This window comes from Rossellomorea aquimaris, from assembly GCF_020172085.1.
GTDB classification, from domain to species: domain Bacteria; phylum Bacillota; class Bacilli; order Bacillales; family Bacillaceae_B; genus Rossellomorea; species Rossellomorea aquimaris_E.
This window is the reverse complement of sequence record NZ_JAIVAT010000007.1, coordinates 898,707-912,809: the sequence shown is the minus strand read 5'-3', so window position 1 is coordinate 912,809 and position 14,103 is coordinate 898,707. Positions and strand designations below refer to the sequence as shown.

Here is a 14,103-nt window from a genome sequence, read left to right as displayed (position 1 = left end):
ACGCGCTTTGCGAGTGTATATGAGAGGTCCGTCCCTCCAAATAAAAAATGCTGCTCCCCACATTCAGGCGGGGAGCAGCATTTTTTTATAGGATATGAGTGGCAATCAGGCGATCGAGTTTGCGGATGTCCACTTTTTTGTTGAGGCTAAGTTTCATTTTTCCTACTTTCGTCCATAATTCAAGTTCGGCATCGATATCGAGGGCTCCCCCATTTTCACTGGAGTAGAGAATGATCGATTTGAAGGGAATCGTATACACTTCGATTTTTTCTCCAGTCACCCCCTGGCGGTCCGCTATCATGATTCGTTTATTTGTGACGACCGCTACGTCGCGGATGGTTTTATAAGCAACTTCCGCTTTTTCTCCGTCGATTAACATCGTATAGATTTCTTGAGGTACCTCCACTTCTTCAAAAAATGTGAATCTCATAGTCTTTTTTACTTCTACCATCATTACGCCTCCCTATGAAACTTGTATCTTCCATTTAAGTATAGCAGATTCATTATCCAGTTTTAGGGAATACGTATTCAACCCGTCCACTTCTATCTAACCGTTACATTGACTTCTTCTCTCCTATACTCCTCTTCTCTCTCTTCCCTCACAGGCTTCTTACTCCAAAATGTTGCGAGGATCGGCCCTGAAATATTATGCCATACAGCAGCAATGACACTCGGCAGGGCAGCAAGGGGACCGAAATGGGCGCTTGCTAGGGCAACGCCTAACCCGGAGTTCTGCATTCCCACTTCGATAGAAATGGCCCGTCTCGTTCCTTCATCCAGCTTCATAAGGACACCCGTACCATATCCGAGGCCAAGTCCAAATACATTATGAAGGATGACGGCCGTGAAAATAATCGCTCCGGAGGAGGCAATATTCTCAACATTTGCCGAAACAACGGCTGACACGATGATGATGATCGCCAGCACAGAGATTAAAGGTATCACATTCAGGCTTTTTTCAACGGTACCCGGGAAGAGCTTTCGAATCACCAACCCAATCGTGATAGGAAGGATAATGACCTGAACGATTGATAGGAACATGGCGACCGGGTCGACCGGCAACCACTGACCCGCGAGCCCAAGAAGGATCAGGGGCGTAGCAATCGGAGCCAAGAGCGTTGACAGAGATGTCATGGCAACGGATAAAGCCAGATTCCCTTTTGCCAGATATACCATGACGTTGGATGCCGTCCCACCGGGAACAGAGCCCAATAATACCAAACCGGCGGCCAGTTCATCCGGCAGCCCGAGTATATAGGCAATCAAAAAGGCACCCAGTGGCATAATAAGAAACTGGGCCATGACACCCGTGATGACAGGAAGAGGGTTCTTCAGCACCAGTTGAAAATCAACAGGCTTTAACGTAAGCCCCATCCCGAACATCACGACGCCTAACAGAATCGTAATATATGCCCCCAACGACAGAAAAGGAGCGGGAACAAAGTAAGCGACGGCCGCTACCAGGATGACCCAGACGGCAAAGTACTTTCCTGCCAGATTGCTGATGGTTTCAAGCAGCTTCATCTTAATTCCTCCTTCTTTGTATGTACCAATTTATGAGGATTGAAGATTCCTTCAGGGTCCAGTGCAAATTTGATCTTCTCCATTACCTTTAAAGCTCCACCGTGTTCTCGCTCTTGATACTTCATCTTCCCGACTCCTACACCATGCTCTCCCGTACATGTCCCGTTTCGCTCAAGAGCATATTCCACAATCATCTCGTTATACAATTCGGCTCTCTTCACTTCGTCGTGATCATTTAAGTCGATCATGAGTGAGGTATGGTAATTCCCATCTCCCACATGCCCGAGGATCCCTCCGATCAGCTTCAGCTCTTCAAGCTTTTCCCGCGCGTGCTGAACGGCTCCGGATAATTCGGATATCGGGACACAGACATCCGTCACCATCAGTTTCCTGCCAGGATATCCATGCACATAGGCATAAGCCAGATTATGCCTTGCTTCCCACAGCTTGTTCCGCGCGGCCGTATCTGTTTCAAAGACGATTTCTTCACATTGATGGTCCGATACGATTTCGTTGGTGAACTCGACATCTTGATTCAGACCTGCTTCATTACCGTGAAATTCAAGGAACAGCGTAGGCTTTTCTTTATAATCCGTGTCACTGAACCGGTTTACCTGTATCATGGAAGGCTCATCCACCAGCTCCACTCTCGCAATCGGGACTCCCGCCTGTAAAATGGAAACGACCGCCTCCACCGCATCATCGACAGTAGTGAACGATGCCCGTGCTGCCACGATATGTTCAGGGATGCCATAGACGCGGAGGGTTAATTCCGTTATGCACCCGAGGGTTCCTTCTGATCCCACGAACAAACTGTTCAAGTGATATCCAGAGGAAGATTTCTGTGCCATGTTCCCCGTGTGGATCACTTCGCCGTCCGGCAACACCACCTCCAGATCACGGACCTGATCACGCATGACCCCATACTTCACAGAAGTCGTTCCACTCGCATTCGTCGCAGCCATTCCGCCGAGAGTAGCATCCGCTCCAGGGTCAACTGAAAAGAAAAGGCCATATTTCTTCAACTCTTTATTGAGCTGGGTGCGCGTCACCCCGGGTTGAACTTTAACGAGGAAATCTTTCTCCCTCACCTCAAGAATTTTATTCATTTGGGAGAAGTCAATCGTGATCCCTTTATCATATGGAATCACGTGTCCCTCAAGGCTCGTTCCAAGCCCGAATGGAATGATGGGAATTTGATGAGCCGATGCCACTTTCACAATCGCACTCACGTCCTCACTGCTCTCAGGGAACACTACCACATCCGGGGGACTCGGCGTATGATACGATTCGTCCCTGCTATGTTGATCCAAAACCGTTTCATTCACTGTCACCTGATGACTGCCCACAACCTCCCTTAACTCATCCAATAAACGACTATCCTTCACACTCATAAGCCCTCTCCCCTTCAAAAAAATGTATAATGCATCGAATTATACCTAATAATCAGAATATTTCAATAGTAAAAAGGTATAAATCTGAATCACATGTTAAGGACTTTCGTGAGGGACGGACCTATATAAAGGGCATTTCAGCAGGCATATCCTTACCATACCGGGATTCTGGCTAGGTCCGTCCCTCCTCAAATAAAAATGGTATCGGAGCTGCTCCGATACCACAGGATTATGATTGATTGTGTTGGGTTAGTTTTTGGTTCAAGAGGGTGAACATATTTTTCAGTTCTTCTTTGGGTACGTTTTCGTATTGATCTCCAATGCTTGCTTCGAATGTACATTCATTGTCGCTTATTTCTTTCACGTACCCGGTTATTCCGATACCGGTTTGTTCATAGACGTCGATCAAGATGGACTCGATCTGCTTTTGCGGGAGGTGGAAATGTACATGGAACATATTAGAGACAGGTTTTTCTGGGAGTGTGGAGATACCTGAGCATTCATTGAGATGAGACGCCAGTTCCTTTGCACCTTCATAATACTGCTCCATCTTCCCGACACGTTGATCGAAATAATAGTCCGCACTGATAATATAAGGATATAGACTGATTAAATCGCCGCCATGCCGTCTCTTCCACACCTTGGATTCTTCCGTGAATTCCGCTCTTCCTGCAAGGATTGCCCCCGCTAATCCACCGAACCCTTTATAAAAAGAAATATAAACACTATCAAACAACTCGCATACTTCTGCTGCCGTTTTTCTGTAATAAGGGAGCACTTCATAAAGTCTCGCACCATCCAGATGGAGCTTGATCCCGTTATCCCGGCAGAAACGCGAGATGGCTTCAAGGGTTTCATATTCAGGCAGCTGTCCTCCTATTTCCCTTTGAGGCAGCTCCAGTAATAAGCATGAAATTTCTTCTTTCAAACCTACAACATCCTCGAGACCAATCACCCGGTCCTTATCGGCCAGCAATATCGGTTCAATGCCGTGTAATTTCTTCAACCCATCCTCTTCATGAATTTCGAGGTGACATAAGGGATGATAAGCAACCCTGTCTACCCCTTTTCGATCACACCAAATGCGAAGGGCAATCTGCTGTGCCATCGTTCCGCTCGGAAAGAATACAGCACTCTCTTTACCAAGGTCATCCGCTATCTTCTGCTGAAAATCTTCTATGATCTTTCCCGATCCGTATATGTCGCTATCCAAATTACCATCAAACTGCTCCAGAGCCTCTTTCAATACATTGAGATTCCTCTTCCCATGCCCCTGTAAAGGATGTGCAGCATTTTTATAGGCTTCAAATAATCGCTTTTCTCCCATCATCATTCTCCCCTTCTATGATTTCATCGCTCCGGCAATGAACCTCTTGATTCGTTTTTTGTATTCTTCTTCTTCCACCGTGAAACCTTCCGTATGCCCGGCACCGGGAACGATCCATAATTCTTTTTGGCCGCCTGCTGCCTCGTACAATCGATGGGCCATTTCCGTTGGGACAAGCTCATCCTTGTCCCCATGAATGATAAAAAGGGGCACACGGTTCTTTTTAACTTGTTCCAATGCGGATGCCTCTTTAAATGAATAACCAGCCCTCACCTTGGTCACTACACCCGTAATATCCATAATCGGAAACGCCGGTAAACGATAAAGATACTTCAATTGGTGGGCAAGCTCTTCGTCGACAGTTGTATATCCACTATCCGCGATGATTCCCTTGACCTCTTCTGGAAGTATTTCTCCGCTCGTCATCAACACGGTTGCAGCCCCCATCGAAAACCCGTGTAGGAAGATGGTGTCCTGCCCTTTTTCATCGGTCAGGAATTGTATCCACTTTTTCACATCCAGCCGGTCGTCCCAGCCATAGCCGATATAATCTCCTTCACTCTTACCATGTCCACGGGCATCGGGCTTAAGGATATTGTAGCCCTCTTCATAATAGAATCTTGTTATTTCAGGCATTTGCTCGCTGTTTCCCTTATACCCATGTGCAAGAATCACCGTTTTCCCATTTGGTGACTCGTTTTCGAGATATTGGGCTCTGAGAGTCAATCCATCCTCCGATTTCACCTCAACCTTTTGAAAATCCCGCTTACTTGTCCAGTTTTGCAAATCTCTCAATTTCTCCTGTTCCTCTTCCAAGGCACTGACCGCCTCAACCGCTTCTTCTGTGCCGCCGTAAAGTTCCACCGCTTCATTGCTTCGGTTAATGGCTACATCATAGAAATAGTTGCCGGCAACGAGCAAACCAATAAAAAACAGCAATAGCAAACTGCTTGCAATCCACACTATTTTCCTCTTCATGGCATGGTCTCCTTCGTACAGAGTCGTTACTATTATTTTACCCGAATCAGATACTAGATTCATAGAAAAAGCCACAATAAAAAGCGCTCAGGCACGGCTGAGCGCTGAATGATAAAAACTACGACATTACCTTACTACTTTCTTTCCACCGGTTCACCTGTGCCTTTTCAACGAATTCAGCTCGATTTCCATATAACCTGATCACATCCCGAATTTCCTCAGGCCGATACTTTTCATTCCGGGCATGTCCGAGGGATTCATATCCGGAACCCCGCTGTAAATAATCGGAAGAGGCGACTGTATACCATCTTTCATCTTCTAAAGGATTATTCCCTATAAGAATATCAGAAACTACTTTGCCATCATGGATAATTTCAGCCCCCGATACATGCAGCCTGCCTACGAATTTCCCCCGGAATCCAGGGCCTTTTCCATCTGCCAGGCAAACCTCTGCATCAAGGGATTCCCCAATCGCTTCCCTGATATGCTTTCCCTGGATTTCAAAAGAGGTCGGGTTCAATGGCGATGGACAGATTTCAATGAGATTCTTATGACTGATGGAATGAAAAGCCCCGGCATTCACAATTCCACTATTGATCAGACCAAGATCACAGTTCAACATGTCCTGCAGCCCATCGGCAATTAAATTGGTCATCGGATTCTCTTCCAACACATCATGCCAAAGCGGCAGATCGATGGTATAAAGCGGTTTGCTTAACACTTTAATCGCGACCATTTTGTTTTTCTTGAGAATATCCGTGACCTCTTGATCCGATGTGGCAGACCGAGTCGCAATCGTTTCCCCACGTAGTAGTGAAACCCCTTCGTTTGTCACTTCCAATTCAACCACGCCGATATATTCGCCATAGCAGCCTGCACTGTTCACCACAGTACCGTTGACCACCTTTGCCTCCGGATAAAGCTGGTGATCATGAGCAGAAAGAATGACATCCACCTCATTCAGCTCACAGGCAAGCTCTTCATCCGCCACCGTTCCTACATGATTTAGAAGGATGCACAGGTCATATTGACCGCGGTAGAGTTCTAGTTCCTTCTTTATTTCTTTCTTGTAATCCGTTATATGGACACCGAGGCCATCATTGAACCCCTGCAAGTCAGGGGATGAACCTGTAATGAAAATCCGCAGACCTTTCTTATTGAGAATGACGCTTGACTTCACTCCCTCAATCGCCGCTTTGTCTTTTCTAAAAAGGTTATTGCTGATAAATGGAATGGGACTATTCCCGGCCATATGCTCGAGGGTATCGAAACCGTTGAACATTTCATTGTTCCCGATGGTCAGTGCATCGTATCCGACGGATTGAAGAAGTTCAATCGCTGCCATCCCCCTCGTTCCCTGGAGCTCAATGCTTTTAAAATCGGCAAAATCTCCCCCATCCAAAATGATCGTGTTCTCATCCTTATGTTCTTTGATGAGGGTGGCTGCTCTCTTAAATGCATCAAAATGACTGTGTACATCATTTGTATGTATGATTTTTAGTTTCATCTTAACCTCCATGTCTTTTTCAGAAAACTCTCTCTTTTAATAGTAAAGCAATATAATAAGGTGTAAAGTATTTTATGGAAAAAGATAGTAAAAATATCTTTTTTACCCAGTAGGAAAACTACTATTCAAACAACGATACATGAGGTTCGTGCTCACAACAGTGAACGAGCATGGCATGAAGCTGGCCCCTGTGATGATAGAGATGGGCTACGATTTCGACGAGCCATTCGAACCGGGTATACGTTACGCCCCAATAGGACGTTATTTCTTCCGTTAGCATATCGTCTGTTAAAACTGCAACCTGCTCTTTCAGGTAGTGGAAATTCCTCTGTAGCTCTTGTTTCATTTCTCCCAGAGTAGTCAATGATTGACACGAGTAAAAATCGCTCATTTCCTTCTGACCCGCACCCTCGGAAATAAGAAAGTCCGCCCTTGGGATAAGGGAGATATGGGATATTAGCTCCCCAATGGAATGCTTGGAAGGAGTAGGTCTACTTTGCAAGTCTTCCTCTGTTAGACCGTCCATGATTTCAAGAATCGATGTAAGTGCTACTTCCATTTGGTGCAGTGTACCTTGACAGTAAACATTCATACTCATTCTCCTCTTGATCTTTTACCTTATTATACAAGGAGATTAGCATTGACACAGTCCATAAGATGCATATAGAATGTGAAATAATATTTTGTTAACGTTTTTCCTAAACATTGTTGCTTTTGAACAAGCAAGTGGTGGTTGATTTCCGCTCCAGGTGCTCGCTTTCCGCGAGGCTGGCGGTGAGCCTCCTCGGGCTAAAGCCCTGTGGGGTCTCTCACCTGTCCAGCGTTTCCCGCAGGAGTCGAGCACCTTCCGCTCCAATCAACTGTCAAAGCATAAATGTTTCAGTATAACCGTGTAATTGTCAGGATAACTTACAATCAAACAATTGCTTCTTCCTCTGGCACAGCTCAATGACAGAGCATATACCAGTCATAGACTGTGAAGATTTACAACAATCTTTACGAAAAGAGCTTTTGCATAAATAAAACGTTCCATACACTCGTATAATATTGGAAATATGGTCCAAAAGTTTCTACCAAACTACCGTAAATGGTTTGACTACGAGAGCAAAGAAGTGACAGGAGTCCCTGCACTTCTCTCTCTATGTCAAACCCCGGGTGCATCTCGGGGTTTTTCTATTCGATAAGGAGAGGATTACATGAATACACAGAAACAAATATTAAAAAAGCGAATTGCAGTGGCCAATAAAGATATCGCTGCAGACGTGGTCATAAAAAACGCGAAAATCATTGATGTCTTCAATCTGGAGATCACGGAAGGTGATGTGGCAATTTCAGATGGGATGATCGTCGGAATCGGTAAATACGAAGGCAAAGAAGTGATTGATGCAAAAGGGAAGTATGTAAGTCCTTCATTTATAGATGCACATGTTCATATTGAATCTTCCATGGTCACTCCTTCTGAATTCGCCAAAGTTGTTCTCCCACATGGTGTTACGACCGTCATTACAGATCCTCATGAAATCGGTAATGTGTCAGGCGAAGAAGGAATCCGGTTCATGCTGGATGATTCTGAAAACATACCTTTAGACGTCTTCACCATGCTCCCTTCCTGCGTCCCCGCCACTCCTTTCGAAAATGCAGGGGCAACATTGACAGCACATGACCTGAAACCTTTTTATCACTATGAACGTGTCCTTGGACTCGCAGAAGTAATGGACTATCCCTCCCTCCAAAAAGGGGAAGATTCGATGTTGGATAAGATCGCGGCCACCACTCCTTTCACCCACAATATCGACGGACACCTGGCAGGCCTTGACACGAATGCCATTAATGTCTATAAAGCAGCCGGCATCCGGACCGATCATGAATGCACCACTGTTCATGAAGCTAAGGAACGCCTTCAAAGGGGAATGTACCTGTTGATCCGGGAAGGAAGTGTGGCAAAGGACCTAGTATCCCTCATCGGTGTCGTGAATGAAAGAAATGCCCGCCGCTGCCTTTTCTGTACCGACGATAAACATCTCGATGACTTAATTGAAGAGGGCAGTATCGATCATAATGTCCGTCTGGCCATCAAGGAAGGACTCGACCCGATCATAGCGATCTCCATGGCCTCCCTAAACGCCGCCGAATGCTACGGACTTCACGAAAAAGGAGCCATCGCACCGGGCTATGAAGCTGACTTTATCCTTCTTGACGACCTTGAAACAATCGCAATATCGAGCGTGTACAAAGCCGGAAAGCATGTCGCCGGAAATGGAACATATACCGGGAGACCGATTGTAAAAAAAACTGCCCAACCAGCTCTGACTTCAACTGTCAAAACGCCCGAACTTACAGATCATGATCTTCAAATCAGATTAGGCGATACAAAAAAGGCCCATATCATTGAGATCATTCCCAATCAGCTCAGAACGAATAAACGGATAGAAGAGGTTCATTCAGTGAATGGTGCCTTCATCCCTTCCACTGCACAGGATCAGCTTAAGATGGTCGTTGTGGAAAGGCATCACCACACAGGAAATATTGGATTAGGTATCGTAAAAGGATTTGGATTGAAAGAAGGCGCTATCGCCACAACCATTGCCCATGATTCCCATAACATTGTGGCAGCGGGTACAAATGACGGAGATATCCTGAAAGCCATCGAAGCACTGGATGATATGAACGGCGGTCTTGTCATGGTGAAAGATGGAGAGACCATCGCTTCCCTACCGTTATCCATCGCAGGTTTAATGTCTGATGGCAGCTATGAAGAAGTTGCGGCCGGACTTCTTCAGTTAAAGGATGCCTTTGTACAGCTGGGATTCACCGGGGATTTCAATCCCTTTCTCACCCTTTCCTTCCTGACACTGCCCGTAATACCTGAATTAAAGCTGACTGATCTAGGTTTGTTCGATGTGGGGGATTGCCGTCATATTGAGGTAGGGGTGAAGGATTGAGGATTGGGATTATTCAAGTTTGGTTTGACTGCTGAATAATGGTGTTTTTTTTGACAGATGAAATTCAGGATGTTTTCAGCTGCTGAATCAGTTGTACCAGGTACATACTATTTAATCTGTACCTGGTACATTCCATTCAATTTGTACCTGGTACAACTACGGTATGGTACCTTCTCCACACAAAAAAGAGATGTTCTCCCTACCGGAAAACATCTCTCTTCTTATTCCCTATTTACTTCCTTGCCCGGCTTCCTATAACTCTTTTTCTTCGACTTCATTAGAGGCCGCCACTTCCTTATCTGCCGATTCAGAAATTGCAGGTTGATAATGAACCGGCTGTGTTCTATTGGCATACGACTTCAGTAACTCACCTACATCGATACCGGTCATTTCACGGAGTGGCTCCTGCATGTCAAGCATCGTTCTCGTGATGCTTTTTCCAAAGGAAGGAACCCCTTGGCCGTTGCCTGAATCGATGATCTTGACTGAATCGATATTGTTCAGTGGCTGAGCGATCTTCTCTGCGAATATCGGCAGCATTTCAATGAGTTTCTCGGTGATGATGACATCGCCGTGTTTTTCCATGGCTTCTGCAAGGAGCTTACGGGATTCTGCTTCTGCTTTACCGCGCTCACGGATGACATCTGCTTCTGCAGACCCTTCTTCCCTGCGGATCTTCGCTTTGGCTTCCCCGTCGATTTCCGACTTACGTGCTTCGGCTTCTGCTTTACGAGTCGTTTCGTAATAATCTGCATCAGCTTTTGTTTTACGGACCTTGGATTCTTCCGCTTCAAGCTTAACCGCACGTTCCCGCTCAAGGAATTGAAGCGTTAATTCTTCTTCTTTTACTTCCTTGGCAAGTTTGGCTTTTTCAAGTTCATAGGACTGCTCGGACTTTGCTCTTGCGCGTTCGGTTTCTTCTTTGAACGCAGCATCTTTGATGTCTTTTTCTTTCTTGGATTGAGCAATTGTAATTTGACGCTTGTACTCTTCTTCCTTCGCTTCCTGGTCGGTCTGAGCACGGTGAATCCGTGTTTCACGCTCTGTGTTTGCTTCTGCGATTTCCGCTTGCTTTCGAACCTCTGCGATACGTGGACGACCGAGGTTTTTCAAGTAGCCGTTTTCTTCATCGGCATCACGGATATCTGTCAATCCGAGAGACGTGATTTTAAAGCCCATCAAATCAAGCTGTTTCTGTGCGATTTCTGACACATCGGCATTGAATTTCTCTCGGTTGCTGTTAATGTCCTCAACGGTCATTTTAGATAAAATGGCACGAAGATTACTTCCAAGCACTTCGATGATTTCATCTTCAATTTCCTTTTGATCCTTCCCAAGGAACTGCTCGGCATAGTTGGCAATTCCGTTCAAGGTGTCTGCAACCTTTACCATGGCCACTGCATCGGCCACAATAGGAACTCCTCCGTTTGTGTATACACGTGGAGTCGATAGTTTCAATTGGAAAGATGTTAGATTAACAGGCGTGGATGTTTGGAAACGTCTTAATCTGTATCCTCCACCACGGATGATCTTCATGGAACGGCCTTCCTGGTCGGTAAATATATTCGATTCCTTTTCAGGATCCCCCAGTTTCGGTCCGGTAATGATCAGTGCCTGATTGGATCTTGCGGTACGATAACGGAACCTCATCCAGAAATAATATGCGATCCCTACAATTGCCGCAATGACCAGTACAGGAATCAAGAAAACGAAAAATCCGATAACACTCAATGATCCTAGCATTCTGACAACCCCTCTCGACATTTTGTTTAAACCAGCATGCTGTCTGATTTAATTTTTAAATAAAAGTGCTAGCTACACTACTATATACGGAGCCCACCCTTAAAAAGTTTCAATTTTTTAGGCGAATATCCTATTTTTATATTTTTATATAAAAATAACCTGAACTTAAAAAAGTTCAGGTTACTACCATAACCACCCATGCAATGCGCCAAGCAAAGTAAAAACGATGAGATGATCTCCGACAGCAATTAGAAACATCCTTTTCGTCATGAGTCCAAATAGGGCATTTTTCAAATAGACGATGGAAATCAACATTCCAACGATTCCTCCAATGAGCGCCCCGGAAGCTAAACCACTTGATCCCGTCCCTTGAACAAGAACTCCAACCAGGGCTGAACCGATGAACGCTACCAAAACAGCCACTACATATTTCACCGGTCCTGTGCCTTCCTGATCTTTCTTTCCAAGAAGGATTGAGTAATAAACTCCTCCGTAGATCATATACAACACGGTCCCCGCTAAAAACGCGGGCAAATTCAAACCTAGGGTCATCCTTATTCCTCCATTATTTGGGTTCAATGGCCAGAGCGATCGCCTTAATGCCACACCTTACATCGAGGGATCCTTCGATGCTCTCTACTTCAACAAGCTCAACCGGATTCCCGAGATACCTAAATCCGCTTTGGGGCAGCCAATAACTATAAAGTTCTGAGTAGCATTCAATCAGCATGCCTCTTTCCTCATAATCGACAGGCTCCGAAAACTCATATATTACATGCTTGCCTCCGGAAAAATGACCAAGTTCCTCACCAAGGGTAGCTCGATCTTTAACGGCCAGACGGCATTCATACCTGTTTTTTTCAGGCGGGGTGATGTACGGGTTACTCTTCGGGACTCCGAATATCAGCGGGCTATCGTCCAACAGATCCCTAGCATTCCCCCAATGGTAAAGATCCTGCCAAGTTGCAGGAATGCCTTTGACGTAGGATCCTGTATGGTACCGGTTGATGGTGGAGCACTCTGGTAATTGTGCGACTTTCACATTGGAAAGATCCAGCCATTTAAACTCATTATAAGTCTCTCGATCTCTGGAAGCTTTCGGATTTGTGCTGGAAAGTTTAGATTTCTTGCTATTCAGATGTTCCCTTGGAAATCGTTCTAAATACGCACCTTCCCTCCAGCTTTTTGGATTACTATTGAAATAGCGATGAAATGAATATGTGAAATAGGACAATGATGCAAATCCACATTTCAAGGCAACTTCTGTTACTGGTACCCTTGGCTCATAAATCAGCATATGTGCGGCATTTTCCAAACGAAGTCTTTTCACATAGCCGGCTGGCGTCTCGCCAATGAACCCTTTGAACAATCGTTGGAAGTGAAAGGGTGAATAGGTAGAGACTTTGGCGAGCTGCTCTAAAGATAAATCCTCTGTAAGATGTTCATCTATGTATTGTATTACTCTATCAATCTGCGTCTGTTGATCACTATATGTCATGTCAATTCCTCACCTGTACCTTTAAATCTCCCTACTTCCATCGCTCAAGCTTGTGCATATTCCTCACAAACATACCTGATAAGAAAGAAGGAACGCCCATTTCAATGCATTTTTTTTTCACAAAGACCTTCATTTCGTCGAGAGTGATATCCTTTTGAGTGAATTCTCCTTGTTGGTAACAGTGCTTGCAATACATGGCACTTTCCTCTGAATTTTTTTCCGTACCTCGATCTTCTACTTTTTTCAGAGGCATACCACAACTTTGACATTTATTGAATTTCTTCATAGCACTCCATCTCCTTTTTACCATTTTACCATAGAGGATGCTCATTCACGGAAGGTGTATGGTAAAATAGAAACGTTCACAATTTAATCATTGCTCGTTGGTGAAAATGATCGTTGGTCATTTTCTTAAAAGGGAAGTTGGTGAAAATCCAACGCGGTCCCGCCACTGTAAGGCTGAGGTTTCATATGGATCCACTGTTTCACGTTGAAATGGGAAGGAATATGGAATTGGAGACGCTGAGCCAGGAGACCTGCCAATTCGAGAAGAACACGAAAGTTCCTACGGGAGATAGGAGGGTGTTACGCGAATGAAACGTCTAACAGGGAATCAAAGGATCCCCGACGCTCACTCAGGGTAGCTGCATCTTCTTTTCACAAAGGAGATGTTTTTTTGTTTCAACATAATACAATCAGGGAGATGAGAAAATGGAACAAGCTTTTTCTGTGGAGCGTTCACGAACCGTACAAACCCGATTGGTACTGCCGCCGGATACCAATCACATGCAAACCATCTTTGGAGGGAAAGTCCTCTCTTATATCGATGAAATCGCGGCGTTATCGGCCATGAAGCACTCAAATTCCGTCGTTGTAACAGCATCGATCGACTCTGTGGATTTTTTATCATCTGCAACGGTGGGCGACGCTTTGAGCCTTGAGGGGTATGTTACATCGACAGGAAGAACATCCATGGAAGTATATGTGAAGGTGTACTCGACCAATCTGCTGACGAATGTCAGAACGTTAACGACGGAATCATTTCTGACAATGGTCGCTGTGGATGAGAATGGTAAGCCGAAACCGGTGCCAAAGGTCATCCCTCAGTCGGAAGAAGAGAAGAGACTTTTTAAGACGGCACCTCTTCGGAAAGAACATAGAAAAAACCGTGCATTGATATTATAAAAAAA

The 14,103-nt window shown here is 45.1% G+C and carries 13 protein-coding genes and 2 riboswitches; of the genes, 2 read left to right on the top strand and 11 right to left on the bottom strand.

The features are described 5' to 3' along the window. Window positions 1–85: 85 nt before the first annotated feature. The 7 genes from LCL96_RS17330 to LCL96_RS17300 form a co-directional block, all read right to left on the bottom strand. Complete coding sequence (locus tag LCL96_RS17330; RefSeq protein ID WP_224943548.1) at window positions 86–451, bottom strand: PH domain-containing protein; 366 nt, start codon at window positions 449–451, stop codon at window positions 86–88. Window positions 452–543: 92 nt separating this feature from the next. After that, complete coding sequence (locus LCL96_RS17325; RefSeq protein WP_224943261.1) at window positions 544–1,524, bottom strand: bile acid:sodium symporter family protein; 981 nt, start codon at window positions 1,522–1,524, stop codon at window positions 544–546. Then, window positions 1,521–2,918 (bottom strand): FAD-binding oxidoreductase, encoded by a 1,398-nt coding sequence (locus tag LCL96_RS17320; protein WP_224943259.1) that lies wholly within the window; start codon window positions 2,916–2,918, stop codon window positions 1,521–1,523. The genes LCL96_RS17325 and LCL96_RS17320 overlap by 4 nt, the downstream gene beginning before the upstream one ends. A 229-nt stretch (window positions 2,919–3,147) precedes the next feature. Continuing rightward, window positions 3,148–4,248, bottom strand: a complete 1,101-nt coding sequence (locus tag LCL96_RS17315) for a threonine aldolase family protein (RefSeq protein WP_224943546.1) — start codon at window positions 4,246–4,248, stop codon at window positions 3,148–3,150. A gap of 12 nt (window positions 4,249–4,260) precedes the next feature. Continuing rightward, a complete protein-coding gene (locus tag LCL96_RS17310; RefSeq protein WP_224943257.1) occupies window positions 4,261–5,223 on the bottom strand; it encodes an alpha/beta hydrolase in 963 nt (320 codons plus the stop codon). 118 nt (window positions 5,224–5,341) lie between these two features. Beyond that, a complete protein-coding gene (locus tag LCL96_RS17305; RefSeq protein ID WP_224943255.1) occupies window positions 5,342–6,730 on the bottom strand; it encodes a bifunctional metallophosphatase/5'-nucleotidase in 1,389 nt (462 codons plus the stop codon). A gap of 121 nt (window positions 6,731–6,851) precedes the next feature. Continuing rightward, complete coding sequence (locus LCL96_RS17300) at window positions 6,852–7,322, bottom strand: DinB family protein (RefSeq protein ID WP_224943253.1); 471 nt, start codon at window positions 7,320–7,322, stop codon at window positions 6,852–6,854. Window positions 7,323–7,747: 425 nt separating this feature from the next. Beyond that, a riboswitch (purine riboswitch) is annotated at window positions 7,748–7,849 on the top strand. 77 nt (window positions 7,850–7,926) lie between these two features. Here LCL96_RS17300 and ade point away from each other — a divergent pair. Beyond that, window positions 7,927–9,672 (top strand): adenine deaminase, encoded by a 1,746-nt coding sequence (ade, locus tag LCL96_RS17295; RefSeq protein ID WP_224943250.1) that lies wholly within the window; start codon window positions 7,927–7,929, stop codon window positions 9,670–9,672. Window positions 9,673–9,924: 252 nt separating this feature from the next. On the opposite strand, the gene LCL96_RS17290 is transcribed toward ade, so the two are convergent. From LCL96_RS17290 to LCL96_RS17275, 4 genes are all read right to left on the bottom strand, one after another. Further along, window positions 9,925–11,415 (bottom strand): flotillin family protein, encoded by a 1,491-nt coding sequence (locus LCL96_RS17290; RefSeq protein ID WP_224943247.1) that lies wholly within the window; start codon window positions 11,413–11,415, stop codon window positions 9,925–9,927. Window positions 11,416–11,598: 183 nt separating this feature from the next. Then, entirely contained in the window at window positions 11,599–11,967 is a 369-nt protein-coding gene (locus LCL96_RS17285; RefSeq protein WP_224943244.1) for a DUF1761 domain-containing protein, read from the bottom strand. 13 nt (window positions 11,968–11,980) lie between these two features. After that, window positions 11,981–12,913 (bottom strand): AraC family transcriptional regulator, encoded by a 933-nt coding sequence (locus tag LCL96_RS17280; protein ID WP_224943242.1) that lies wholly within the window; start codon window positions 12,911–12,913, stop codon window positions 11,981–11,983. A 31-nt stretch (window positions 12,914–12,944) separates the two neighbouring features. Then, a complete protein-coding gene (locus tag LCL96_RS17275; protein ID WP_224943239.1) occupies window positions 12,945–13,199 on the bottom strand; it encodes a zinc ribbon domain-containing protein in 255 nt (84 codons plus the stop codon). A gap of 81 nt (window positions 13,200–13,280) precedes the next feature. Next, a riboswitch (cobalamin riboswitch) is annotated at window positions 13,281–13,472 on the top strand. A 152-nt stretch (window positions 13,473–13,624) separates the two neighbouring features. On the opposite strand from LCL96_RS17275, the gene LCL96_RS17270 reads away from it, so the two are divergent. Then, on the top strand, window positions 13,625–14,098 hold the full coding sequence (locus LCL96_RS17270) for an acyl-CoA thioesterase (protein WP_224943236.1): 474 nt from the start codon (window positions 13,625–13,627) through the stop codon (window positions 14,096–14,098). Window positions 14,099–14,103: the final 5 nt, after the last annotated feature.

Coding starts and splice junctions, on each gene's coding strand:
- LCL96_RS17330 (WP_224943548.1), bottom strand. CDS start 451: ATGGTAGAAGTAAAAAAGACTATGAGATTCACATTTTTTGAAGAAGTG.
- LCL96_RS17325 (WP_224943261.1), bottom strand. CDS start 1,524: ATGAAGCTGCTTGAAACCATCAGCAATCTGGCAGGAAAGTACTTTGCC.
- LCL96_RS17320 (WP_224943259.1), bottom strand. CDS start 2,918: ATGAGTGTGAAGGATAGTCGTTTATTGGATGAGTTAAGGGAGGTTGTG.
- LCL96_RS17315 (WP_224943546.1), bottom strand. CDS start 4,248: ATGATGGGAGAAAAGCGATTATTTGAAGCCTATAAAAATGCTGCACAT.
- LCL96_RS17310 (WP_224943257.1), bottom strand. CDS start 5,223: ATGAAGAGGAAAATAGTGTGGATTGCAAGCAGTTTGCTATTGCTGTTT.
- LCL96_RS17305 (WP_224943255.1), bottom strand. CDS start 6,730: ATGAAACTAAAAATCATACATACAAATGATGTACACAGTCATTTTGAT.
- LCL96_RS17300 (WP_224943253.1), bottom strand. CDS start 7,322: ATGAATGTTTACTGTCAAGGTACACTGCACCAAATGGAAGTAGCACTT.
- ade (WP_224943250.1), top strand. CDS start 7,927: ATGAATACACAGAAACAAATATTAAAAAAGCGAATTGCAGTGGCCAAT.
- LCL96_RS17290 (WP_224943247.1), bottom strand. CDS start 11,415: ATGCTAGGATCATTGAGTGTTATCGGATTTTTCGTTTTCTTGATTCCT.
- LCL96_RS17285 (WP_224943244.1), bottom strand. CDS start 11,967: ATGACCCTAGGTTTGAATTTGCCCGCGTTTTTAGCGGGGACCGTGTTG.
- LCL96_RS17280 (WP_224943242.1), bottom strand. CDS start 12,913: ATGACATATAGTGATCAACAGACGCAGATTGATAGAGTAATACAATAC.
- LCL96_RS17275 (WP_224943239.1), bottom strand. CDS start 13,199: ATGAAGAAATTCAATAAATGTCAAAGTTGTGGTATGCCTCTGAAAAAA.
- LCL96_RS17270 (WP_224943236.1), top strand. CDS start 13,625: ATGGAACAAGCTTTTTCTGTGGAGCGTTCACGAACCGTACAAACCCGA.